Origin of the sequence: Bacillus sp. BD59S, assembly GCF_007363175.1 — a bacterium.
GTDB lineage: Bacteria > Bacillota > Bacilli > Bacillales > Bacillaceae_G > Bacillus_A > Bacillus_A pacificus.
In genome coordinates, this window is sequence record NZ_CP034686.1 from 4,203,578 (window position 1) to 4,226,910 (window position 23,333).

Annotated in this window: 25 protein-coding genes; 5 read left to right on the top strand and 20 right to left on the bottom strand. The window is 36.7% G+C overall.

Annotation, left to right across the window (positions count from 1 at the left end; all coding sequences use genetic code 11):
• The first annotated feature begins 313 nt into the window (after positions 1-313).
• A complete protein-coding gene (locus tag EKQ63_RS24060; RefSeq protein ID WP_087954169.1) occupies positions 314-1,141 on the top strand; it encodes a 5'-nucleotidase, lipoprotein e(P4) family in 828 nt (275 codons plus the stop codon).
• Between the two features lie 24 nt (positions 1,142-1,165).
• Here EKQ63_RS24060 and motB read toward each other — a convergent pair whose 3' ends face one another.
• Positions 1,166-1,954, bottom strand: coding sequence for a flagellar motor protein MotB (gene motB, locus EKQ63_RS24065; protein ID WP_087954168.1), 789 nt, complete (start codon positions 1,952-1,954; stop codon positions 1,166-1,168).
• Positions 1,944-2,738: a flagellar motor stator protein MotA gene (gene motA / locus EKQ63_RS24070; protein WP_087954167.1), complete on the bottom strand. Its 795-nt coding sequence runs from the start codon at positions 2,736-2,738 to the stop codon at positions 1,944-1,946. Before motA ends, motB begins: the two co-directional genes overlap by 11 nt.
• Before the next feature lie 264 nt (positions 2,739-3,002).
• Here motA and EKQ63_RS24075 point away from each other — a divergent pair, with 264 nt between their 5' ends.
• Entirely contained in the window at positions 3,003-3,782 is a 780-nt protein-coding gene (locus EKQ63_RS24075) for a M15 family metallopeptidase (RefSeq protein WP_000720209.1), read from the top strand.
• A 35-nt stretch (positions 3,783-3,817) separates the two neighbouring features.
• Here EKQ63_RS24075 and EKQ63_RS24080 read toward each other — a convergent pair whose 3' ends face one another.
• The 4 genes from EKQ63_RS24080 to sdhC all read right to left on the bottom strand — a co-directional run bounded on the left by EKQ63_RS24080 (position 3,818) and on the right by sdhC (position 7,544).
• Positions 3,818-4,264 (bottom strand): acyl-CoA thioesterase, encoded by a 447-nt coding sequence (locus tag EKQ63_RS24080; protein WP_000822739.1) that lies wholly within the window; start codon positions 4,262-4,264, stop codon positions 3,818-3,820.
• Positions 4,265-4,356: 92 nt separating this feature from the next.
• Positions 4,357-5,118 (bottom strand): succinate dehydrogenase iron-sulfur subunit, encoded by a 762-nt coding sequence (gene sdhB, locus EKQ63_RS24085; RefSeq protein WP_001291827.1) that lies wholly within the window; start codon positions 5,116-5,118, stop codon positions 4,357-4,359.
• Positions 5,111-6,904, bottom strand: a complete 1,794-nt coding sequence (sdhA, locus tag EKQ63_RS24090; protein ID WP_000676752.1) for a succinate dehydrogenase flavoprotein subunit — start codon at positions 6,902-6,904, stop codon at positions 5,111-5,113. The genes sdhB and sdhA overlap by 8 nt, the downstream gene beginning before the upstream one ends.
• A 13-nt stretch (positions 6,905-6,917) precedes the next feature.
• A complete protein-coding gene (gene sdhC, locus EKQ63_RS24095; protein ID WP_000678354.1) occupies positions 6,918-7,544 on the bottom strand; it encodes a succinate dehydrogenase cytochrome B558 in 627 nt (208 codons plus the stop codon).
• A 300-nt stretch (positions 7,545-7,844) separates the two neighbouring features.
• Here sdhC and EKQ63_RS24100 point away from each other — a divergent pair, with 300 nt between their 5' ends.
• Positions 7,845-8,294 carry a YslB family protein gene (locus EKQ63_RS24100; protein WP_000042224.1) on the top strand — a complete coding sequence of 150 codons (450 nt, stop codon included), beginning with the start codon at positions 7,845-7,847 and terminating at the stop codon, positions 8,292-8,294.
• Positions 8,295-8,407: 113 nt separating this feature from the next.
• On the opposite strand, the gene uvrC is transcribed toward EKQ63_RS24100, so the two are convergent.
• The 8 genes from uvrC to EKQ63_RS24140 form a co-directional block, all read right to left on the bottom strand.
• Entirely contained in the window at positions 8,408-10,192 is a 1,785-nt protein-coding gene (gene uvrC / locus EKQ63_RS24105; protein WP_000544276.1) for an excinuclease ABC subunit C, read from the bottom strand.
• 148 nt (positions 10,193-10,340) lie between these two features.
• Entirely contained in the window at positions 10,341-10,655 is a 315-nt protein-coding gene (trxA, locus tag EKQ63_RS24110; protein WP_001018943.1) for a thioredoxin, read from the bottom strand.
• 211 nt (positions 10,656-10,866) lie between these two features.
• Entirely contained in the window at positions 10,867-11,844 is a 978-nt protein-coding gene (etfA, locus tag EKQ63_RS24115) for an electron transfer flavoprotein subunit alpha (protein ID WP_143881577.1), read from the bottom strand.
• Positions 11,845-11,880: 36 nt separating this feature from the next.
• Entirely contained in the window at positions 11,881-12,654 is a 774-nt protein-coding gene (etfB, locus tag EKQ63_RS24120) for an electron transfer flavoprotein subunit beta (RefSeq protein ID WP_001029026.1), read from the bottom strand.
• Positions 12,655-12,732: 78 nt separating this feature from the next.
• Positions 12,733-13,509 (bottom strand): enoyl-CoA hydratase, encoded by a 777-nt coding sequence (locus EKQ63_RS24125; protein ID WP_000911295.1) that lies wholly within the window; start codon positions 13,507-13,509, stop codon positions 12,733-12,735.
• Between the two features lie 11 nt (positions 13,510-13,520).
• A complete protein-coding gene (locus EKQ63_RS24130; protein ID WP_140168709.1) occupies positions 13,521-14,153 on the bottom strand; it encodes a fatty acid metabolism transcriptional regulator FadR in 633 nt (210 codons plus the stop codon).
• Between the two features lie 61 nt (positions 14,154-14,214).
• A complete protein-coding gene (locus EKQ63_RS24135; RefSeq protein ID WP_143881578.1) occupies positions 14,215-15,900 on the bottom strand; it encodes a long-chain-fatty-acid--CoA ligase in 1,686 nt (561 codons plus the stop codon).
• Between the two features lie 187 nt (positions 15,901-16,087).
• Positions 16,088-17,281, bottom strand: coding sequence for a BclA C-terminal domain-containing protein (locus EKQ63_RS24140; RefSeq protein ID WP_143881579.1), 1,194 nt, complete (start codon positions 17,279-17,281; stop codon positions 16,088-16,090).
• A gap of 508 nt (positions 17,282-17,789) precedes the next feature.
• On the opposite strand from EKQ63_RS24140, the gene EKQ63_RS24145 reads away from it, so the two are divergent.
• Together EKQ63_RS24145 and EKQ63_RS24150 are read left to right on the top strand one after the other, a co-directional pair.
• Positions 17,790-18,293: a DinB family protein gene (locus EKQ63_RS24145; protein ID WP_143881580.1), complete on the top strand. Its 504-nt coding sequence runs from the start codon at positions 17,790-17,792 to the stop codon at positions 18,291-18,293.
• Between the two features lie 137 nt (positions 18,294-18,430).
• A complete protein-coding gene (locus tag EKQ63_RS24150; protein ID WP_143881581.1) occupies positions 18,431-18,763 on the top strand; it encodes a YfjL-like protein in 333 nt (110 codons plus the stop codon).
• A 64-nt stretch (positions 18,764-18,827) separates the two neighbouring features.
• On the opposite strand, the gene EKQ63_RS24155 is transcribed toward EKQ63_RS24150, so the two are convergent.
• The 6 genes from EKQ63_RS24155 to EKQ63_RS24175 all read right to left on the bottom strand — a co-directional run bounded on the left by EKQ63_RS24155 (position 18,828) and on the right by EKQ63_RS24175 (position 23,332).
• Entirely contained in the window at positions 18,828-19,523 is a 696-nt protein-coding gene (locus tag EKQ63_RS24155) for an ABC transporter permease (protein ID WP_087954161.1), read from the bottom strand.
• 24 nt (positions 19,524-19,547) lie between these two features.
• Positions 19,548-20,420 carry a DUF4097 family beta strand repeat-containing protein gene (locus tag EKQ63_RS24160; RefSeq protein ID WP_140168707.1) on the bottom strand — a complete coding sequence of 291 codons (873 nt, stop codon included), beginning with the start codon at positions 20,418-20,420 and terminating at the stop codon, positions 19,548-19,550.
• A gap of 34 nt (positions 20,421-20,454) precedes the next feature.
• Positions 20,455-21,159 (bottom strand): ABC transporter permease, encoded by a 705-nt coding sequence (locus EKQ63_RS24165; protein ID WP_087954159.1) that lies wholly within the window; start codon positions 21,157-21,159, stop codon positions 20,455-20,457.
• A gap of 34 nt (positions 21,160-21,193) precedes the next feature.
• Positions 21,194-21,355, bottom strand: a complete 162-nt coding sequence (locus tag EKQ63_RS30030; RefSeq protein WP_176364547.1) for a hypothetical protein — start codon at positions 21,353-21,355, stop codon at positions 21,194-21,196.
• Entirely contained in the window at positions 21,348-22,271 is a 924-nt protein-coding gene (locus EKQ63_RS24170) for an ABC transporter ATP-binding protein (protein ID WP_087954157.1), read from the bottom strand. The genes EKQ63_RS30030 and EKQ63_RS24170 overlap by 8 nt, the downstream gene beginning before the upstream one ends.
• 125 nt (positions 22,272-22,396) lie before the next feature.
• Complete coding sequence (locus EKQ63_RS24175; RefSeq protein WP_087954156.1) at positions 22,397-23,332, bottom strand: HAMP domain-containing histidine kinase; 936 nt, start codon at positions 23,330-23,332, stop codon at positions 22,397-22,399.
• Position 23,333: the final 1 nt, after the last annotated feature.

Sequence of the window (23,333 nt, forward strand, 5' to 3'; positions counted from 1 at the left end):
ACTCTCTTTCAAAGACTATGTTTATACAAGATAAAATATAGCACTACACTTCATCCTCTTAATATGTAACATCTCCTTAATCCATCATTTGTTCTATTTAGTTAAAATTGTAAATATTATCGTGCGATTTGTCAATTATTATTGTCATTTCGACAATTAAACTTGTCAAAATAATTCCCACTATTTTTTCTCATCTTTCTAATATAGGACATACTACTATATATACAAAAGACAATATGCAAATGTTCATACAAAAAATATTATTTTTCGATATATAATATTAACTGATTTTCTAACATCAAGGAGGATACATATGAAGATGAAGAGGGGCATTACCACTTTATTATCTGTAGCGGTTCTATCTACATCGCTTGTAGCATGTTCAGGAACACAAGAGAAAACAGTGGCGAAAGAAGAGAAAGTAAAATTAACAGACCAGCAATTAATGGCTGATTTATGGTATCAAACAGCCGGTGAAACGAAAGCACTGTACTACCAAGGATACAATATCGGTCAATTGAAGCTTGATGCAGCTCTTGCAAAAGGGACAGAAAAAAAACCTGCTATCGTACTTGATTTAGATGAAACTGTTTTAGACAACAGTCCTCATCAAGCAATGAGCGTAAAAACGGGCAAAGGCTATCCATATAAATGGGATGACTGGATTAATAAGGCTGAAGCCGAAGCCCTTCCAGGTGCAATTGATTTCTTAAAATATACAGAGTCTAAAGGTGTAGATATTTACTACATCTCAAATCGTAAAACGAACCAATTAGATGCAACAATTAAAAACCTTGAGCGTGTAGGCGCTCCTCAAGCAACGAAAGAACATATATTACTACAAGACCCGAAAGAAAAAGGAAAAGAAAAACGCCGTGAACTCGTTTCTCAAACACATGATATCGTTTTATTCTTCGGTGATAACTTATCTGACTTCACTGGTTTTGATGGAAAGTCTGTAAAGGACCGAAACCAAGCAGTTTCAGATTCAAAAGCACAATTTGGGGAGAAATTTATTATTTTCCCAAATCCAATGTATGGCGATTGGGAAGGTGCTTTATATGATTATGATTTCAAAAAATCAGATGCAGAAAAAGGTAAAATCCGCCATGACAACTTAAAATCATTTGATGCAAAGTAAAGAGGATGGCATTCGCCATCCTCTTTACTTTGCATTCTCTGTTAAAGGCAAGATAAACACTTCCACACGTCTATTCTTTGCCTTTCCTTCTTGTGTATCGTTTGGAGCAATTGAACGGTATTCTCCGTAACCAATCGCACTAAATTTTTCTGGTTGTAATTCTTTATTTTGCAGTAATACTTGCATAAAATTAACTGCCCGCTGCGTACTTAATTCCCAATTCGATGCAAACTGTGCATTGGCAATTGGGACATTATCCGTATGACCGGATACTGTAATTTCACGGGGTGATGCTGAAACAAGTAAGCTAGACATCTCTTTTGCAATCCCTAAAGATTCTAATTTCACATCTGCTTTCCCGGAATCAAACAACACATTCTCTAATATTGTCACCATTAATCCCTTTTCAGTTAATTTAGTTTGAAAAGAAGAGGATAATTGTTTCTCATTAATATATTGATCAATCTTTTTTTGTAATGCTTTCAATTCATCCATTTCTTTTTTTTCTTTGGCTCTAGCTTCTTCTTGTTTTTTTGTTTGTTCTGCCTCAAGGCTACTCGCTGATAATTCCTTTTCATCATTTGGCTTCTGATCACTTAAAAATTCTTTGTTGCCTGTTCCACCGGCTAATTCACTTCGAAAAGCAACAGCCATCTGTTTAAACTTCGCAGCATCTATACTACTCATTGCGAATAAAACGATGAACAATGCAAATAACAACGTTAACATATCAGAATATGGAATTAACCAAGTTTCGTCGATATGCTCATCGTGTTTTTTCTTTTTGCCTCTTCTATTTTTCTTACTCCGCATTGTTTTCTGCTCCTTTTTCTAGCTTTTTACGCTCAGTTGCAGAAAGTGAACCTAAAATGCGGTTCTTCATAATAAACGGATATGTACCTTCTTGTAACATTAATAAACAATCAATGATTAAACGCTTTTTCTCGATTTCAGCTGCAGATTTTTGTTTTAACTTATTTGCAAATGGATGCCATAATACATAACCTGAGAAAATACCAAAAATCGTTGCAATAAACGCACCTGAAATAGCATGTCCTAACTTTTCAATATCAGTTAAATTGCCAAGTGCAGCTACAAGACCGATAACAGCACCTAAAACCCCTAATGTTGGTGCATACGTACCAGCTTGAGAAAAAATTGCCGCTCCTTTTGCATGCCTTTCTTCAATTGCTTCCAATTCGGCTTCTAGAATCTGTTCTAAATCTTCTGCAGATACGCCATCAATCACAAATTTCATACCACGCAAAAGAAATTCATCTTGAATTTTGTCTAATTGCTGCTCTAAAGACAAAATACCGTATTTTCTACTTTCTGATGTCCAATGAACAAACAATTCTAGCAACTGTTCATAACTCAAATCCTTTTTATTTGAACCAAAAAGAACTTTAAATAATTTTGGAACCCTTTTTAGTTGATTCATCGGAAATGCGATACATACTGCAGCAAATGTACCGATAAAAATAATTAATGCTGCGGCAGGATTTAATAAGGCATTTACGTCAGCGCCCTTGACGACCATCCCTACTACCACTGCTACAAATCCTAAAATAAGTCCAATAATTGTTGCAAAATCCATTCCCATTCACTCCTAGTCTATACAAGAAGTTCTTTATTCTCGATAATCGCTACATCTTCTTATGTATATATATTACATAAAAAATTCATTTCATGAAAGATAAGAAATGAATTAAATGAAAAAATACTACAATTTCACACATTTTCTGACATTTTCTTTGCATTTCTATTACGTTACGACTCTTATATTTCTTTTTCAACAAACTAGACTTATAATAAAAACAATACACATTTTATTAAGAAAGGACTGTGATTACAAGGCATCATGAAAAAGATAATTATTATTTCTGCCACTACTATTGTAATCGGTATCACTTCTTTCGCTTACTTTAGTTCTAAATCACCACTACAAAATAATGCGAAAGCTGTCGAAAGTCAACAGCATAGTAACCACCAAAAAGAAGAGATTCCTGCTTTTCCAAAAGCTGATCATAATGCAAAGAAGCTAGACAATGATTTTTCCGTTGTAACAAATCCAGAGTCTAATCTTGTATTAGTTAATAAACATCGAAAACTACCAGACGGATACACACCTGAAGACTTAACGAGACCAAACGTACCATTTACTAGTCCAAAAGATAAAGAAAAAACATTACTGCGCAAAGATGCTGCAGATGCGCTTGAAAGTATGTTTGAAGCGGCAAAGAAAGAAGGACTTGAACTTACAGCCGTATCTGGTTATCGTTCATACAAACGCCAAAAATCATTACATGATACATACGTTAGACGTCAAGGAAAAGCTGAGGCGGATTCAGTAAGTGCCATTCCCGGTACGAGTGAACATCAAACTGGTTTAGCAATGGATATTAGTTCAAAATCTGCTAAATTCCAATTAGAGCCTATTTTTGGAGAGACAAACGAAGGTAAATGGGTTGCAAAACATGCTCATGAATTTGGCTTTGTCATTCGTTATTTAGAAGATAAAACGGAAACAACAGAATATTCATATGAACCGTGGCACTTGCGCTACGTTGGAAATCCATACGCTACATACATATATAAACATCATTTAACATTAGAAGAGGCGATGGAAGATAAAAAATAAGAGAGCAATTGCTCTCTTATTGTTCTTTCACTCTATCATTGTATTAATTTTTTCTTCCACTCTTCAGGCCACGGTTCGCCTCTTCCCGTTTTTTTCGACGCTTGGACCATCATACCACGACCAACTAAGCAAACTTCTCCTTCTGCATTCTTCACCATATAATGCAAATCTAATGAAGAATTCCCAACTGATCCCGCTTTTACATACACCTTCAACTGTTCATCAAAATATATTTGCTTAATAAAATTACATTGTAAATCCGCAACAACAATCATCGTTTCTGAAGATTCATGCGTCCATTCTTGCATAAATCCAAGTTCTTTAAACAATGCGATACGCGCTTCTTCAAAATAGGTAAAGGCAACGACATTATTTACATGTCCAAACATATCTACTTCACCAAAACGAACCTTTACAGGATTGTAAAACGAAAAACCACTTTCCCATTGCTCAAAGTCTTCAATATAAGAAATCCTCTTCATTGTTCCCTCTCCTTTTTATCTCGAAATAAACGGAATAAACAGAAAAATAAAGTTATAAATATTGCCTCTTCGATATGAAGAGGCAATATTTATTAATAGTTATTGTCGCTACCAAAGAAATCTTTGAACGATTGAATTGTTGTATCACGGTTTAACGCCGCAATTGAAGTTGTTAATGGAATACCCTTTGGACATGATTGCACACAGTTTTGAGAGTTACCACAGTTTGCAAGTCCTCCATCACCCATAATCGCACGTAAGCGATCTGCTTTATGCATTTCACCCGTTGGATGTGAGTTGAATAGACGAGCTTGTGATAACGGAGCTGGTCCAATAAAGTCCGATTTACTATTTACGTTTGGACATGATTCTAAGCAAACACCACATGTCATACATTTTGAAAGCTCATAAGCCCACTGACGTTTCTTCTCAGGCATTCTTGGCCCTGGTCCTAAGTCATACGTACCATCAATTGGAATCCAAGCTTTAACACGTTTTAGAGCATTAAACATGCGACTACGGTCAACTTGTAAGTCACGTACAACCGGGAATGTCTTCATCGGCTTTAAGCGAATTGGTTGTTCTAATTGATCGATAAGCGCTGTACATGATTGACGTGGTTTTCCGTTAATCACCATCGAACATGCACCACATACTTCCTCTAAACAGTTCATATCCCATGCAATCGGCGTCGTTTGATTTCCTTTTGAATCAACAGGGTTACGACGAATTTCCATAAGCGCCGAAATAATATTCATATTCGGACGATACGGAATTTCAAACTCTTGGTCAAACGCTTGCGCATCTGGTCCGTCTTGTCTTGTAATGATGAGGCGGATTGTTTTCTCAGACATGTTGTTTATCCCCCTTCTCTTCACCCTTAGCAGCTACATCGTGTTTTGAAGAATAATCACGTTTACGTGGTTTAATTAATGAAATATCCACATCTTCGTAATGGAATGCCGGCGCATTTCCTTCTCCTTCAAATTTTGCCATCGTAGTTTTTAAGAAGTTTGCATCATCACGATTTGGGAATTCAGGTTTGTAATGCGCCCCACGGCTCTCATTACGGTTATATGCGCCAATTGTAATAACACGCGCTAATTCAAACATATTTGCAAGTTGGCGTGTAAATGAAGCACCTTGGTTACTCCATCTCGCTGTATCGTTAATGTTAATACGTTTGTAACGCGCCATTAATTCTTCAATTTTTGCATCTGTTTCTAATAATTTTTTATTTTCACGAACTACTGTAACGTTATCTGTCATCCATTCTCCAAGCTCTTTATGAAGAACATACGCATTTTCGTTACCATCGAGCGTTAAAATATTGTTAAATTTCTCTGTTTCGATTAATTCATTTTGTTCATACACAGTAGATGAAACAGCATCTGATGATTTAGAAAGACCTTTCATATATTCAATTGCATTTGGTCCTGCTACCATACCACCGTAAATTGCTGATAATAGTGAGTTCGCACCAAGACGGTTACCACCGTGCATAGAATAATCACACTCACCTGCTGCAAATAAACCTGGAATGCTTGTCATCTGCTTATAATCAACCCATAGCCCGCCCATTGAATAGTGAACAGCTGGGAAGATTTTCATTGGTAGTTTACGAGGATCGTCACCTGTAAATTTCTCATAGATTTCAATAATTCCACCAAGTTTAATATCTAGTTCTTTCGGATCTTTATGAGAAAGATCTAAGTACACCATGTTTTCACCGTTAATACCTAGTTTTTGCTCTACGCAAACATCAAAGATTTCACGCGTTGCGATATCACGAGGTACAAGGTTTCCGTAAGCCGGATATTTTTCTTCTAAGAAGTACCATGGTTTACCATCTTTATATGTCCAAACACGCCCACCTTCACCACGTGCAGATTCACTCATCAGACGTAATTTATCGTCTCCAGGAATTGCTGTTGGGTGAATTTGAATGAACTCACCGTTTGCATAATATGCGCCTTGTTGATATACAGCAGAAGCAGCTGTACCTGTATTGATAATGGAGTTTGTTGATTTTCCGAAGATGATACCAGGGCCCCCTGTTGCCATAATCACGGCATCAGCTCGGAAACTTCTAATCTCCATAGTTTGTAAGTCTTGTGCAACGATTCCTCGGCACACACCTTCATCATCAACAACAGCTCGTAAGAAATCCCAACCTTCATATTTCGTTACAAGTCCTGCTACTTCGTGACGACGTACTTGCTCATCTAATGCGTATAGTAATTGCTGTCCAGTTGTTGCACCAGCAAATGCTGTACGGTGATGTTGCGTTCCACCAAAACGACGGAAATCAAGAAGTCCTTCTTCCGTACGGTTGAACATAACACCCATACGGTCCATTAAATGAATGATACCAGGTGCTGCTTCACACATTGCTTTAACTGGTGGTTGGTTCGCTAAGAAGTCCCCACCATAAATTGTATCGTCAAAGTGGATCCATGGAGAATCCCCTTCACCTTTCGTATTTACGGCACCGTTAATTCCACCTTGGGCACATACAGAATGCGAACGTTTTACTGGTACTAAAGAGAACAGTTCAACATTTACTCCTGCTTCCGCCGCTTTAATCGTTGCCATTAAGCCAGCCAAGCCACCGCCGACTACTATAAGTTTCCCTTTCATGCTCTCCCACTCCTTACTGGTTTGCTAGCTGTGGATCGATGAACGCTAATAATGCACTCACACCTACATAAGATAGACCTAAGAAAATAGCTAATGTTACATAAGTAGAGATTCTTTGTGAACGTGGAGATACTGTAATTCCCCAGCTGATGCAGAATGTCCATAGTCCATTTGCAAAGTGGAAAATTGTTGAAACAACACCAACTAAGTAGAATGCAAACATAGCTGGATTGTTTAAAATATCTGCCATCATATCATAGTTTACCTCTTTACCTAACATTGCTTGAATACGAGTTTCCCAGACGTGCCAAGAAATGAAAATCAGTGTAACGATACCTGAAATTCTTTGGAAGACGAACATCCAGTTACGGAAATAACCGTAAGAAACCGCATTGTTCTTAGCTGTAAATGCAATATATAAGCCATATATAGCATGGTACAGTATTGGTAAAAAGATAATGAAAATTTCTAGCGCATACCGGAATGGAAGGAGCTCCATAAAGCCTGCAGCTTTGTTAAAAGCCTCTGCTCCTCGTGTTGCAAAGTTGTTTACAATTAAATGTTGCGTCAAAAAGACACCAACCGGGATGACCCCCATTAATGAGTGCCACTTACGAAACGTATACTCGCGGCCTTTCATGTCCCCATTACCCCCCTTGAATGATTGACTGCTGTTTTCAGATTAGTTTATGGCAATAATGTTTTTTCACTATTGGCATAAGAAAAACTGAAAAAATTATTCGAAATATTTCAGCATAATTTGATACCAAGTTCATTTTACTCCTATTTTTGTCGAAGCGTCAAGAAAACGTATACATAATTTGCATATAATTTGCCAATTCTTTTTTTCTTCTTATATATTCAGATTTTCTCAAAGAAAAATCTGTTTTTATAAATGAGAAATGTTATATAATAATCCCTATAGAAAGAGGGGAATATTGTGAGTAAAAATACAATCGATACAACATCTTTAGAAGATGTTTCATTGAACGCCTTCGCTTACGAATTGCTACGTGAAGAATTACTACCTGATTTAATCGGTAACGATCTAGATGGTATTTTATACTGGTCCGGTAGAAACCTTGCAAGAAAATATCCACTAGAAACAATTGAAGAAGTCATTCAGTTCTTTGAAAAAGCTGGCTGGGGCACTTTAAGCATTATTGAACATAAGCGTCGTGAAATGCAGTTCCAACTTAAAGGCACACTCATCGCTGAACGTCAAAAACAAAAAAGACATTCTTCTTATCAATTAGAAGCTGGGTTCATCGCTGAACAAATTCAAAAGCAACGAAACGTCGTTGCTGAGTCCTACGAAGAAAAGAAAAAACGTTCAGACTCTATTACATTTCTTGTAAAATGGGATATAAAAGATCTCATTGAAGTGTAGCACTACCCACAGTCAACTAGACATATCAGTTTAGTTGACTTTTTGCATTTTCATTCATTTGAATTTATTTTAAATCTTCAGAAATTATACCAAAAAATAGAAGACGTTGTAAACTACAACGTCTTCTTATCCGCTAAATACGTATAAATCGTCTCTGCGACATTTTTCGGCATACCTGCTTCGACAAATTCTGTTACAGAAGCCTCTTTCATCTTTTTTAGCGATCCGAAATGTTTTAACAATATCTTTTTTCGTTTATCTCCAATTCCAGGAATATCATCTAATGCCGATTGAATGACTGATTTCCCGTGTAATTGACGATGGAATGTAATTGCAAATCGATGCACTTCATCTTGAATGCGCTGCAATAAATAAAATTCTTGGCTATTTCTCTCAAGCATCACAGGTTCAGGTGGATCCCCAATAATTAAATGGGATGTTTTATGTTTGTCATCTTTTACAAGACCTGCCATCGGAATATATAAACCGAGCTCATTTTCTAGAATATCACTTGCAGCCGCCAGATGGCCTTTTCCGCCATCAATAATGATTAAATCTGGTAAAGGTAAGTTCTCTTTCAGTGCCCTTGTATAACGACGTCTCACAACTTCCCTCATAGACTCATAATCATCTGGCCCTTGAACCGTTTTAATTTTATATTTCCTGTATTCTTTCTTAGCTGGTTTCCCATCAATAAAAGCAATCATTGCAGAAACAGGATTTGTACCTTGAATATTTGAGTTATCAAACGCTTCAATACGATAAGGCGTTTCAATTCCAAGCTGCTTCCCTAAATTCTCTACCGCTTTAATCGTTCGCTCTTCATCACGTTCAATTAAATAGAATTTCTCTTCCAGGGCAATTTTCGCATTTTTATTTGCCAGTTCTACAAGATCTTTTTTCTTACCGCGTTTCGGCTGTGTCGCTTCTACTTCTAAAAAGCGCTCTACTAATTCCGAATCGATACTTCCTGGAACGACGATTTCCTTCGGTTTAAAATGACTACTGTTTTCATAAAATTGACCGATAAACGTTAAAAATCCCTCTTCTGGTTCGTCGTAGATTGGAAACATAGAAACATCACGTTCGATTAGCTTTCCTTTTCGAACGAAGAAAACTTGAACACACATCCACCCTTTATCAACTGCATACCCAAACACATCACGATCCACTAAATCACTCATAATCATCTTTTGTTTTTCCATAATCGCATCAATATGAGCGATTTGATCACGTAACTCTTTTGCACGTTCAAACTCTAGTTTCTCTGAGGCTTCATACATTTTTGTTTCTAATTCTGAACGAACTTCTTTATGCCCACCATTTAAAAACTTAATAATTTCATCTACAATTTCTTTGTTTTGTTCTTCCGTCACTTCTTTCACACAAGGTGCTAAACATTGACCCATATGATAATATAAACAAACTTTATCGGGCATATTTGAGCACTTACGAAGCGGATACATACGATCTAGCAGTTTTTTCGTTTCATGAGCTGATTGTGCATTCGGATAAGGGCCAAAATACTTTCCCTTATCCTTTTTTACATTTCGCGTAATAAGTAATCGTGGTTGTTTCTCAGCTGTAATTTTAATAAAAGGATATGTTTTATCATCTTTTAATTGAATGTTATATTTTGGATCATGCTTTTTTATTAAGTTCAACTCTAAAATGAGAGCCTCTAGATTTGAGGAGGTTACAATATATTCAAAATCTACAATTTCTCCTACTAGCCGAAGTGTTTTCCCGTCATGCGAACCAGTAAAGTACGAGCGCACACGATTTTTAAGCACTTTTGCCTTTCCAACATATATAACCGTTCCTTGCTTATCTTTCATTAAATAACAACCAGGTTGATCTGGTAAAATAGCCAATTTTTCTTTTAAATGTTCGTGCACTCGTTACCCTCCATTTCTACATGCTTAGCATTTTTATCTTCATATGAAAACATACTATGCCAAAACACCCAACATACGTTCTTTTATTGTAACGGAAAGGCGTAAAAAAGGAAAATAAAAAAAGCTACCAAATGGTAGCCCTTTTATTTTAGAAGTGTTTAGAAACTAATTCTACTAACGCTTCTTTCGGTTTGTAACCTAACGCTTGATCAACTACTTTACCGTCTTTTAATACGAAAAGAGCTGGAATGCTCATTACTTCGAATTGACGAGCAGTTTCTTGATTTTCATCCACGTCTACTTTTACTACTTTTACTTTTTCGCCTAGTTCTGCATCAATTTCCTCTAATACAGGAGCAATCATTTTACAAGGTCCACACCAAGGTGCCCAGAAATCTAATAATACAACACCTTCGCTAGTTTCAGCTGCGAAGCTTTGGTCATTTGCGTTTACAATTGCCATTTTATTTCCTCCTTCAAGTATATTCTACCAAGAGTATATCATTAACTTATATACGTGGCGAATAATATGTATCGTTATGTATTGTAACAAAAAAGTGTTCCTTTATACTATATAAAAATACGGATTACATACTAAAAAGATGAGAGACAGGGGATCTCTCACCTTTTTCTATATATAGGGGTACTTCACTTGGAACTCAAGGGTACTCAAATCATGAATGTACTTTTAACTTTTTAAACTCTTCTGTTAAAAGAGGTACGACTTCAAATAGATCGCCAACAATACCGTAGTCAGCTACTTTGAAGATACTTGCTTCTGGGTCTTTATTGATCGCAACGATTATTTTTGAGTTAGACATACCAGCTAAATGCTGAATCGCACCAGAAATACCACATGCAATGTATAAGTCTGGCGTAACAACTTTACCAGTTTGACCAATTTGTAATGAGTAATCGCAATACTCAGCGTCACAAGCACCACGAGATGCTCCAACAGCGCCGCCTAATACGCCAGCTAACTCTTTTAATGGCTTGAATCCTTCTTCACTCTTCACACCGCGTCCGCCAGCGATAATAACTTTTGCTTCAGAAAGATCAACGCCCTCTGCCGTCTTACGGACGACATCTTGAATGATTGTACGTAAGTCTTTCACATCTACTGTAATAGAAGACACGTCACCACTGCGAGACTCATCTTTTTCAAGCGTTGCGATGTTATTTGGACGCACTGTCGCAAATAAGATGCCGTCTGTTACAATCTTCTTCTCAAACGCTTTACCAGAGTAAATCGGGCGAGTGAAGATAACATTTCCACCTTCAACTTCTAAAGCAGTTACGTCAGAAACTAGACCAGCTTCAAGCTTCGCTGCTAATTTTGGTGATAAATCTTTACCAAGTGCTGTATGTCCAAATACAATACCTTCTGGATTTTCTTCAGCATATACAGCTAAAAATGCTTGTGCATACCCATCAGATGTATATGATTTTAATTTATCATTTTCAACTGTCACAACGCGATCTGCACCGTAATGAATCAATTCATTTGCAAAAGAGGCAACGCTGTCTCCAACTAGAAGACCTACTACTTCACCGCCTTCTGCAATTGTTTTTGCTGCTGCTACCGCTTCAAATGAAACGTTACGTAGCGATCCATCACGAACTTCACCCATTACTAATACTTTACGAGCCATAGATTTTCCCTCCTGCATATATAATTTCGTATTTTATTAGATTACTTTCGCTTCTGTATGGAGCAACGATACAAGTTCTTTTACTTGGTCTTGCAGCTCGCCTTGTAACACTTTTCCTGCATCTTTCTTAGGAGGCAAATAGATTTCAATTGTTTTTGTCTTTGCTTCCACATCATCTTCTTCTAAATCTAAATCATCTAATTCTAATTCTTCTAGTGGCTTTTTCTTCGCTTTCATAATACCTGGAAGCGATGGATAACGTGGTTCATTTAAACCTTGCTGTGCTGTTACTAAAACTGGCAATGAAGTTTCAATCACTTCTGTATCGCCTTCAACATCACGCTCAATCTTCACGTTTTTACCGTCAATTGCAAGTTTTGTAATTGTCGTTACATACGGAATATTTAACGCTTCAGCTACACGCGGACCAACTTGTCCAGATGCACCATCAATTGCAACGTTTCCGCCTAAAATTAAATCTGCATCTTTATCTTTTAAATATTCAGCAAGCACTTTTGCTGTCGTAAACTGGTCACCATTCTCTACATCATCTTCAATATTAATTAATACCGCTTTATCACAGCCCATCGCTAACGCCGTACGAAGTTCTTTCTCACTATCTTCGCCACCGACTGTTACAACAGTAACTTCTCCGCCTTGTGCGTCTCTTACTTGAATTGCTTCTTCAATTGCATATTCATCGTAAGGGTTGATGATGAATTCCGCTTCGCCATCGTAAATTGCACCGTTTTTAATTACGATTTTTTCTTCTGTATCAAATGTTCGTTTCATGAGTACGTAGATGTTCATTCCATTTACCCCCTTGTTTTTCAGAAAGATTCTATCAATTCTAATTTTCTGTTAATTTATATTAAAAAAATAATTGAACTACCTGCCGCTAAATGAAGGCTTACGTTTTTCTAAAAACGCTGCTACACCTTCTCTTCCATCTTCACTCGTAAATACTTCACCAAAGATTTGAGCTTCGCGTTGTACACCTTCATAATAATGAGACGATTTCGTTGTTTGCAATAACTCTAGTACAGCACGAGTCGTCGCTGGGCTTTTTCCAGCAATCTGTTTTGCAACTTTAAGCGTATCATCTAAAAATGTTTCTTCAGCAAAAACTCCGTTAACTAGTCCCCATTTTAATGCTTCTGCACCAGTAATCGGTGTACTTGTTAACATCATTTCACAAGCTTTCGCTTTCCCAACATAACGCGGTAATCGCTGTGTACCTGCAAATCCAGGAATTAATCCAAGTGTTAATTCAGGTAAACCAAGTTTTGCACTTTCAGTTGCAAAGCGCATGTGGCAAGACATAGCAAACTCAAGGCCGCCGCCAAGTGCCGCTCCATGAATTGCCGCGATAACTGGTTTTGAACATTTTTCAACGCGCTCAAACGTAACTTGTCCAAGCTGCGCTAATTCAGTCGCTTGTTTCGCTTCAGTAACAGATGTAAATTCTTTAATATCTGCTCCCGCCGAGAAGAAGCGCCCTTCACCGTGAATAACAACAACACGAATGTTATCATCCTTCTCCACTTGATCAATTAATTCAGTAACGTCATGCATAACTTGTGAAGACATCGCGTTAGCTGGCGCATGATTTAACGTAGCCACCGCGATATGATCTTCAACTCTTACAGATAGGAATTTCAACATGATCCCTCCCATTATTGACGATAACCACAAGCTGCAATAAGTAGCCCGTGTACCGTTTTTGAAAGTGCGACCAGATCATACTTATGATCGCTCATTACCCAATTGGTCACAACTTCATCTACTGTTCCAAAGATCATTTGTCTTGCCACGCGAACATTTAAATCCGCTTGGAATTCACCTTGCTTTATACCTGTCTCTAAAATCTCATCCATAACTTGTAAGTAGCCTTTTAATACTTCATTTATTTTTAGGCGTAATTCTTGATTGGACTGTCTTAGCTCTAATTGCGTAACGATAGCAAGAGGATCATTTTGTGACAACAGCAAGAAGTGCGTTTCTACCAACATGAATAACTTCGATACAGCGCTTTCAATTCCTGCTGTTTTTTGACGAATTGTTTCGACAAATTCTCCCATCTTCTCTTGGAATAAGGATATTAATATATCTTCTTTATTTTTAAAATATAAATAAATCGTGCCATCCGCTACCCCAGCTTGCTTTGCTATTTTAGAAACTTGAGCTTGGTGGTACCCATTCTCCGCAATCACAATGACTGCCGCATCAATAATTTGATTGTATTTCGGTCTATTTTTCTTCACTTTACTGTCCCCTTCAAGAAGATGACTGAATGAATAGTCATTCATATTCTTATAATACTGACTATTTAGAAAAGTGTCAATCCTATTTTTTCAAAAAGAAAGGGCCTTAGCCCGTTTGCTCATCCTCATTCTTTCTTTTCTCTTCATCAATTAGGACACGGCGTAAAATTTTTCCAACTGTCGTTTTCGGCAGTTCATCTCTAAACTCATATACTTTCGGCACTTTATAGGCCGCTAAATATTTACGAGCAAACTGATTTAATTCTTCCTCAGAACACTCCGTACCTTCTTTTAACACAACAAACGCTTTAACTGTCTCTCCTCGGTATGGATCGGGAACTCCAATCGTCACTACTTCTTGCACTTTTTCATGCTCATATAATACTTCTTCTACTTCACGAGGATACACATTAAATCCACTCGCAACAATCATATCTTTCTTACGATCTTTCACATAGAAAAAGCCATCTTCATCCATGTAGCCAACGTCCCCTGTATGGAGCCATCCATCTTGCAGTACAGCTGCTGTTTCTTCTGGCTTATTCCAATACCCTTTCATAATTTGAGGACCTTTTACTACAATTTCACCGATTTCTCCCGATGGCAATGCCTCACCAGTTTCAAGCGACATAATCATTGCTTCTGTATCTGGCCACGGAACTCCAATACTACCTGGCACTCGCTTTTCCCATAAAAAATTACTATGTGTAACTGGAGATGATTCTGTTAAACCATATCCCTCTACTAGTTTGCCCCCTGTAACTGTTTCGAACTTTTCCTGTACTTCTACTGGCAGTGGTGCTGATCCACTAATACAAGCACGAATAGAAGATATATCGTATTCTTTTAAAAGCGGGCTATTTAAAAGAGCGATATAAATAGTTGGTGCCCCTGGAAATAATGTCACTTTATGCTTCTTAATCGCTTCAAAAACCATTTTCATATCAAATTTTGGAATAAGAACCATTTTGTATCCTTGCATAATACTTAAATTCATGACAGCCGTCATGCCGTACACGTGGAAAAATGGAAGAACCCCAAGAACGACTTCTTCTCCTTCTTTGCAATTATATAACCATTGAACTCCCATCAAAGTGTTAGAAACGAGGTTTTTATGCGTTAACATAACGCCTTTCGGAAATCCGGTTGTTCCTCCTGTGTACTGTAAAAGCGCTAGATCATTTTCAGGATCACAAGGCACTTCAACATCCGTATTCACTTCTTTTTCTACTGAATTCCAAAGATGAATCGTTTCACTCTCTGATACTTTCACAACTAAATTCGACTGTTTTTTCTGCACAAATGGATACAATAGATTTTTAGGGAAGGGTAAAAAGTCCGCAATACGCGTTACGATAATATGCTCAATTTTTGTAGCCGATTGAACATTCGTCACTCTTGGAAATACTAAATCGAGGCAAAGAATTACTTTTGCTCCCGAATCATGAAGCTGATATTCTAATTCTCTTTCTGTATATAGTGGATTTGTTTGTACTACGATACCTCCTGCAAGTAATGTACCGTAATAACCAATTACAGCTTGCGGACAATTCGGCAACATAATAGCCACTCGATCACCCTTTTCCACACCGAGCTTTTGAAGATAATTTGCAAACCTCTTCACCTTATCATGGAAGTCCGAAAACGTAATATCCTTCCCCAAAAAGTGAAGCGCTTTCTTTTCTGGATAGCGAGAAGCCATCTGTTCTACATATTTATGAAGCGGCTGAATATCATAAGAAATCGTACTTGGAATTTCCTCTGGGTAACTTTTCAACCATGGTTTTTCCACCTTCATTCCCCCTTCAAATACATAAAAAATAAATGAATGTTCATTCATGAGGTTGTTTTCATTATATTATAGTCACCATAACGTTACAATCATAATATTCTGACTTTTGTATAACTATGCTTTACTTCATTAACTTCTTATTATATGTATAAACTCTCCTAATCTAAAAAAGTAAGAGAGTTATTATTTAGCTTAATCTTATTATCGTTAACACAGCTCCTGGTGTAGTTGTTGATAGTGTTGCAACAGCTAATAAACCAAATAGTTGCAAACTAATAGCATCTCCTGCTGCAAGAGTTGTAATAATTGTTGCACTAAATGATGTGGTTGCTACCGCAGGAGCATTGATCGTCCCAGCAAGTGCCCCTCCATTAATTGTAATCCGTGAACTGACTAATAATGAAGCCGTTATATTAATTGTATATGAAATATAATAATTCCCAGCATTTGCAACCGTAAATACTGTGTTCCCACCAGAAACAGTAATTCCTGGACCGATGTTTTGATTATTTGGAAGCGGGACATTCGTTCCACCAAGAACTACCGATATCGCTGTTCCCGACGTATTATTTGCAAATGCATACGTCGCCGTGATACTTGTACCTGTAGCTCCGGTTGCCCCCGTTGGACCTGTTGGACCTGTTGATCCCGTTGATCCTGTCGCTCCGGTTGGACCTGTTGGACCTGTTGATCCTGTCGCTCCCGTTGGACCCGTTGATCCCGTTATTCCTGTCGCCCCGGTTGGACCTGTTGATCCTGTTATTCCTGTCGCCCCGGTTGGACCTGTTGATCCTGTTATTCCTGTCGCCCCGGTTGGACCTGTTGATCCTGTCGCTCCCGTTGGACCCGTTGATCCCGTTATTCCTGTCGCCCCGGTTGGACCTGTTGATCCCGTTATTCCTGTCACTCCGGTTGGGCCTGTTGCTCCTGTTATTCGACCCGTTGATCCCGTTATTCCTGTCGCTCCCGTTGGACCCGTTGATCCCGTTATTCCTGTCGCCCCGGTTGGACCGGTTGCTCCTGTTATTCCTGTCGCTCCCGTTGGACCCGTTGATCCCGTTATTCCTGTCGCCCCGGTTGGACCTGTTGCTCCTGTTATTCCTGTCGCTCCCGTTGGACCGGTTGATCCCGTTGATCCCGTTATTCCTGTCACTCCGGTTGGGCCTGTTGCTCCTGTTATTCCTGTCGCCCCAGTTGGACCTGTTGCTCCTGTTGCTCCCGTCGGACCAGTTGCTCCGGTTGCTCCGGTTGCTCCCGTCGGACCGGTTGGGCCTAGCTTAGGTACTGTCCCATCGCAACTAAAACAACACGAATCAACATGTACACCATTTTGATTATTACACTCACAATACCCATTTATATTATTGTGCCATGAAGACATGTTGATCCCTTCCTTCAAATTCAATCTTTTAAGTATAAGCAACAAATAAAAAACACCTATCAAATAACCCAGAATAACTTTACTCCGTACATTCTAATAATTATTACATGCGATTCTTACCCCTTTTGCTTGTACTTTTGCCTTCTTACTCAAACGAAATTCTTTTTCTTAATAAAACAGCTTGATGTTCTCGTACTTGGAGCACCTTATTTCTTATAGTTGATGAGGAAGAGTGGGAAGAAAGTCAATAAAAAAAGAGGCTTCTTGTTAGGAGGCCACTGAAAAAGTGGTTACTTTGAAAAATAACACGTATTTTATCAATATATTGAAATGAAAAAGGATCCCTCAACTGTAATATAGTAGGTTATCGGATCCTTTTTCTTATGAAGTGGCGTTTTTCAGTGCCCTCCTTGTTAGAAGTCTTCTTTTTTATTCGTTCTTATAGGCCAAAAGGAAACTATCTTTTTTTCACGAATGTAATCTATGAACATAACTAGGAGGGATAACAATGTACCAAACTATTGAAGGATTCTTGCAATCATGGACATACGAGACTGAGTCTACTCAAAAAATGCTCGATGTACTAACAGATGAATCTTTGTCACAAGAAATCGCACCTGGGCACTGGACGTTAGGAAGAGTCGCTTGGCATATCGTGACGGCAATTCCTGTTATACTATCTGGCACAGGGCTAAAGTTTGAAGGAGAAACGAAAGATTATCCTGTTCCAACCTCTGCAAAAACAATTGCAGATGAATACCGTAAAGTAAACGCGGCTTTTGTTGAAACACTTCAAAATGAATGGACCGATAAAGACTTAACTACTATTAATGACTTCTTTGGCCGCCCTATGCCAAATTCTATATTTTTAATGACACTTATCAATCATCAAAATCACCATCGCGGACAAATGACAGTTTTAATGCGCCAGGCTGGCTTAACAGTTCCTGGCGTATATGGTCCTGCAAAAGAAGAATGGGCTGCAGCTGGAATGGAAGCACCTAAAATGTAACTACAGAAAAAGACAAGGTGTTTACACATCTTGTCTTTTTCTGTAACTTGTTTCATGTGAAACTATTTTTTCTAAATGGTTGTTTTATGGAAAAGATAGGTTAAAATGAATAGATACTATGAAGAGGAGTAACCAAATTGAATACAAAGAATAAAAAAATAGCTCTGGGAACTATTTTATTAACTTCTATTATTGGAGTTATTAGTGTATCTCTTTATTTCACCTATTATGGTACCCCTTGGGGAAAACAAGCAGCAATTACGGAATCAAAAGAGTATATTACAAAATATTTTAATCTAGATGCAGAAGTCAAAAACACTTCTTACGACGCTAAAATGAATAGCTATGCAATCGCCTTTGAAACAAATAAAGACGGAGAGTTTACTATCGAATATAAAAGTCCTAATAACTTTAATATTTCTCCAGGAGTACAAGCGTATTTAAGTAAACACTCCAAATTTAAAGAGTAGTAACGAAGCATACATATACAAAAAAGAGTTGGTGTAACGCCAATTCTTTTTTTATTTATTTTTTTCAGACTGTTACATCTTCCCTCTCTATATTTTTAATGCCGTAATATGCAATCACCACTCCAATTGCTGCGAGTGCTAGTTGAAGGGGAAGAAAAGTTGCCGTAGAAAACGCCGGGTTGCTATTCATTGCAATTGATACAACGATAAGGGATGAAACAATTGTAGTTGGCACTGAACGTTTACGCATTCCGAAATATAGAGGGATTAAACTTATTCCCGCAGTTGCAATGGCTAAAGGAACCAGTTTTATTCCTTCTTGCACCAATTGATCTACTGTGAATGAATTAGGAAGAATTGAAAAATAACTATCTATCCCAAAGAAAATTCCTACTACTAAAATGTTAGATACAATAACTGTTATAAATGTTAATGTTGCTGTAATAACCAACTTACTAATCATCATTTTCTTCCGATTAATAGGATAAGAAAACATAAGTAGTATTGTTTTGTTTTTATATTCACCAATTATTAACCTTGCGATTAACACACTACCAAAAATAATAAATGTTGCTCTTACTAATGTACTAGCCATTAACAAAACCATCTGTGGATCTCTTATTTCTGGATCGCCTTCTATTTGAGAAACGATGCTCGTAAAGATCAGTAATACCAGTATAGCGATATTTGCAATACTCGCTCCCCTTACATACCATCCAAGCTTAAACTTCTTCATTTCTAGCTTCATAAGACGTAGCATACTAGTCCTCCTTTCATTTAAATTTTAATCGATATAAATTACCCCTGTTTTACTTAAAATCTCCACTTTGTTTTTTGCATCACCGATGGTTCCTGCTTTTATCTTTTCTGTATTTTTATCTTTCTTAAGTCCTTTTAAATCTATCATTACGTCAGACGAATTACTTTTAGCCGTAAGTTTCAATGAAGCTGGAACACCTTTATATCTTACGCCAATATCTCCTGACTTTGTTTCTATAAATAATGATTTTCCTTCTGTCATATCTTTTAGTAGGACTTCCCCAGACGTTGAAGTGATAATCATATTTTCGTTTTTTACATTTTTCACATAATTATCGCCAGTAGTAGACGTTATATTTACTTCTTGTAATGAGCTATCTTTTAACATTAAATCTCCACTTTCGGATGTGAATTCACCCTTCTCTGCCGATAGTCCTGTAATCATTTCATCTCCTGATTTGCCTTTCGTCACGATATTTTTTACTACTATATCGCTTATTTTCACATCTCCTGATTTATTATTTAATACAATTTTATCTATTTCTTTCTTCGGAATAGCTATACATATACTATTTTTCTTCCTAAACGTGAAACCATTAAAAAATCTGGTCGCCTTTTGTTTTTGCTTAATCACAATTTTATTTTCGTCATTTTCTATTTTGACGGGATCTATCTCTTTATCTACTTGTTCACCTTGAGCGGAAATTACTATTTTATTAGCGTCTGTACTTTTAAATTCAATATCCCAGTTTTCATTGTCTACTTCTATTTCTTTTATATGATTTATCTCAAAAGACTTTTCTTTCTTAAAATCTTTCCCCTGAAATACCTTAAAACCCAAAACCGCACTAGCAATTGTAATGAATAATATTGCAATTACTATTATTTTTTTCACCATTTATACCCCAGTTCATTTTTGTTTTAGGCTCGCTTCACGCCACATCGATCTTGTCGATTTTACGAAATGATAGATAACTAATGAAAATTCCTAATAAACAGAGCACGATTGGAATAGCTATAAAATCAAACATACTTACTTGACCGTTTCCAGCACCAACGTTACCACTAATCAGCATACCAATTATTACTGCCGAAGTTATCGTTGTCGGTGTCGATTTCTTTCTCATTCCAAAAAACAAAGGAATTAAGCTTATACCAGATATCATAAATGCACTTATAACAGTAGTTGGAACGGTAGCTATTATTTCGCCTATCGTAGCAGGTGTTTCAATCAGTCCCATCATTGGACTCACAAAATATACGAGCAAACTAATAATGAAAGTAGCGATAATCGTGCTCACAAAACAAAAACAAAAAACAATTGTTAATTTCGCACTCATTAACATTTTCCTTTGCAGCGGATACATAAATGATAGTTGCATCGTTTTATTCTTATACTCATCAATTACTAAACGTGATAAAATGACCGAACTAAAAATAATGAATGTTATTCTAATAAAAATATTTGCTAAAGCCATGTTCTGTGTGAAGTCAGAGAATAGCATGTCTTCCTCGGCTTTCATTCCCCATGCCATAAGGCTCACTACAGCGAAAATTGCTATAATACAAATTGCTACACTTTTAAAGTAACTAGATAATTGATGTTTCTTCCATTCGAGCTTCATTAATTTAAACATATAAACCACGCCTCCATTCTTTATATAACTTTCTCTACACTGCTAACATTCTAATTCCAGCCGTAACTACGCTTAACATTCCAATCACTAGTAAAATTAACAACCATTTCCGATCAGGTTTTCTATAATATAAAATCGCACTTATGAACATTACGATCAATCCACTTACTAGATTCACTAACAATCCATTAAGCATGAATGCCTTCTCCATCCATTACATTTAAGAAATATTCCTCTAAGGAACTATGTTTCTTATTCATACTTTCAATTTCCACATCGTTCATAATAAGCGCTTTTGAAATGGCTTGCTGAGACACTGCTGTATCATACACACGAATCATATTTCCGCTCATTATTTTATAATTTTTTATGCCGAGTTTATCTTCTAAAATATAAGCTGCACGCTTCACATCAGGAACAGTAATTTCAATGTACTCTGTTTGTTTTCCATTGATACTCTTCATTGAAACTTCTTTTATTAGTTTTCCATTTTGAATTACACCAATTGTATCCGCCATTAGTTCCATCTCACCTAAAATATGACTAGAAACTAATAATGTAATGCCATATTCTTTGCAAAGCATTTTAAATAAGTCTCTTAATTCTTTAATACCAATTGGATCTAAACCGTTAATTGGCTCATCTAAAATAAGTAGTTCTGGCTTTGTCATGATCGCCCTTGCAATACCAAGTCGTTGCTTCATACCTAATGAAAAATCTTTTACTTTTTTATTATCTATCCCTTGCAGCTTCACTAAATGTAAAGCATGGTCAATTGCGTTTTTATCGTAATAGCCCATATATTCACAATGTAATTCTAAATTTTCTTTCGCCGTTAATTTATCATAAAAGATTGGATATTCGATAATTGTCCCCATGCGCTTTAATACTTCATAAGATGTATCCGTTAACTTCTCACCGAAAATTTCAATATCACCGCTCGTCGGTTTTATTAAATTTGTAATCATTTTCATAATCGTTGTTTTACCAGCACCGTTTGGTCCTAAGAAACCGTATATCTCTCCTTTTTTCACATGCATGTTAACGCTAGAAATAACTTCTTTCCCTTTAAACACTTTCGTTAACTGATTCGTTTTTAATATATATGTCATGTCGTTTTCTCCTTTCGTACTACTTTATACTTCTATAATAGACAACAGAAATCTCTTTTTTCTTACCCGTTCCTTACAAATTCCTTACGCTGAAAAAAAGCTTGTAGAATCTACTTCTCTACAAGCTAAAACTGCATCTTTGTTAATACAATTGTAAAAATTGTTTTTTCATACGGCTTACTAAAAAGATGTATTTCTCCGTCCATCGCTTCTACAAGCCTTTTCGTAATCGTTAAACCTAGACCGCTTCCTTGGTACAATCTATTTCTGGAATCTTCAAGTGTGTACATACGCTCAAACACTTTATCAATATGAGATTCATCAATTCCTTTTCCTGTATCCCATACGTCTATATACACATTCGTTTCATCATCTCTTAACGTCATACCGAGTGTCTTTCCATCATCTCCATATGTAATTGCATTTGATATTAAATTATTCAATACTCTACCTAATACTTCTACATTTCCAAGTGCATATATATTTTTTTCTGGTATATTAATATGAACATGAAAACCTTTCGTCGTCACTAAATCATAAAAAGATAAAATTTTCTCACGGCAAACTTCATTCATATTTACTTTTGTCATCTCGATTGCCTTGTCACCAGATTCTAGTTTTGCTAAATCAAAAAACTTATGAATCAATTCCATTACTTCTAGTGTTTTCACATGCACCTTTTCAAGTAATATTTGTTGTTCTTCTTTATTTATCGTTTTATCCTTATTTAACATTTCTGTATATCCAAGAATAACTGTTAATGGTGTTTTCAAGTCATGTGAAATATTTGAAAGCATTTTTCTCATCGAAATTTCTACTTTCGCATGATCTGCATTCGTTTTCTGTTTCGCATCTAACAATTGATTAATTGCCACTAACAACTTTTGCAATTCTAGATCATCTGTCATAACGAGTAACTTCTCGCCTGTTTTTTCATTAACAATACTTTCTAATTTTTCATATGTGTATCGCAAATTTTTGCTACTATTTTTCCTCATTTTATATTGTATATAAATGACACATAACAATATAAAAATAATACCTATTAATAAATTGACCATA

What these genes read in the sequence shown, in the direction of transcription:
- EKQ63_RS24060 (WP_087954169.1), top strand. Translation starts at nt 314, where the DNA reads ATGAAGATGAAGAGGGGCATTACCACTTTATTATCTGTAGCGGTTCTA.
- motB (WP_087954168.1), bottom strand. Translation starts at nt 1,954, where the DNA reads ATGCGGAGTAAGAAAAATAGAAGAGGCAAAAAGAAAAAACACGATGAG.
- motA (WP_087954167.1), bottom strand. Translation starts at nt 2,738, where the DNA reads ATGGATTTTGCAACAATTATTGGACTTATTTTAGGATTTGTAGCAGTG.
- EKQ63_RS24075 (WP_000720209.1), top strand. Translation starts at nt 3,003, where the DNA reads ATGAAAAAGATAATTATTATTTCTGCCACTACTATTGTAATCGGTATC.
- EKQ63_RS24080 (WP_000822739.1), bottom strand. Translation starts at nt 4,264, where the DNA reads ATGAAGAGGATTTCTTATATTGAAGACTTTGAGCAATGGGAAAGTGGT.
- sdhB (WP_001291827.1), bottom strand. Translation starts at nt 5,118, where the DNA reads ATGTCTGAGAAAACAATCCGCCTCATCATTACAAGACAAGACGGACCA.
- sdhA (WP_000676752.1), bottom strand. Translation starts at nt 6,904, where the DNA reads ATGAAAGGGAAACTTATAGTAGTCGGCGGTGGCTTGGCTGGCTTAATG.
- sdhC (WP_000678354.1), bottom strand. Translation starts at nt 7,544, where the DNA reads ATGAAAGGCCGCGAGTATACGTTTCGTAAGTGGCACTCATTAATGGGG.
- trxA (WP_001018943.1), bottom strand. Translation starts at nt 10,655, where the DNA reads ATGGCAATTGTAAACGCAAATGACCAAAGCTTCGCAGCTGAAACTAGC.
- etfA (WP_143881577.1), bottom strand. Translation starts at nt 11,844, where the DNA reads ATGGCTCGTAAAGTATTAGTAATGGGTGAAGTTCGTGATGGATCGCTA.
- etfB (WP_001029026.1), bottom strand. Translation starts at nt 12,654, where the DNA reads ATGAACATCTACGTACTCATGAAACGAACATTTGATACAGAAGAAAAA.
- EKQ63_RS24125 (WP_000911295.1), bottom strand. Translation starts at nt 13,509, where the DNA reads ATGTTGAAATTCCTATCTGTAAGAGTTGAAGATCATATCGCGGTGGCT.
- EKQ63_RS24130 (WP_140168709.1), bottom strand. Translation starts at nt 14,153, where the DNA reads ATGAATGACTATTCATTCAGTCATCTTCTTGAAGGGGACAGTAAAGTG.
- EKQ63_RS24140 (WP_143881579.1), bottom strand. Translation starts at nt 17,281, where the DNA reads ATGTCTTCATGGCACAATAATATAAATGGGTATTGTGAGTGTAATAAT.
- EKQ63_RS24145 (WP_143881580.1), top strand. Translation starts at nt 17,790, where the DNA reads ATGTACCAAACTATTGAAGGATTCTTGCAATCATGGACATACGAGACT.
- EKQ63_RS24155 (WP_087954161.1), bottom strand. Translation starts at nt 19,523, where the DNA reads ATGCTACGTCTTATGAAGCTAGAAATGAAGAAGTTTAAGCTTGGATGG.
- EKQ63_RS24160 (WP_140168707.1), bottom strand. Translation starts at nt 20,420, where the DNA reads ATGGTGAAAAAAATAATAGTAATTGCAATATTATTCATTACAATTGCT.
- EKQ63_RS24165 (WP_087954159.1), bottom strand. Translation starts at nt 21,159, where the DNA reads ATGTTTAAATTAATGAAGCTCGAATGGAAGAAACATCAATTATCTAGT.
- EKQ63_RS30030 (WP_176364547.1), bottom strand. Translation starts at nt 21,355, where the DNA reads ATGCTTAATGGATTGTTAGTGAATCTAGTAAGTGGATTGATCGTAATG.
- EKQ63_RS24170 (WP_087954157.1), bottom strand. Translation starts at nt 22,271, where the DNA reads ATGACATATATATTAAAAACGAATCAGTTAACGAAAGTGTTTAAAGGG.
- EKQ63_RS24175 (WP_087954156.1), bottom strand. Translation starts at nt 23,332, where the DNA reads ATGGTCAATTTATTAATAGGTATTATTTTTATATTGTTATGTGTCATT.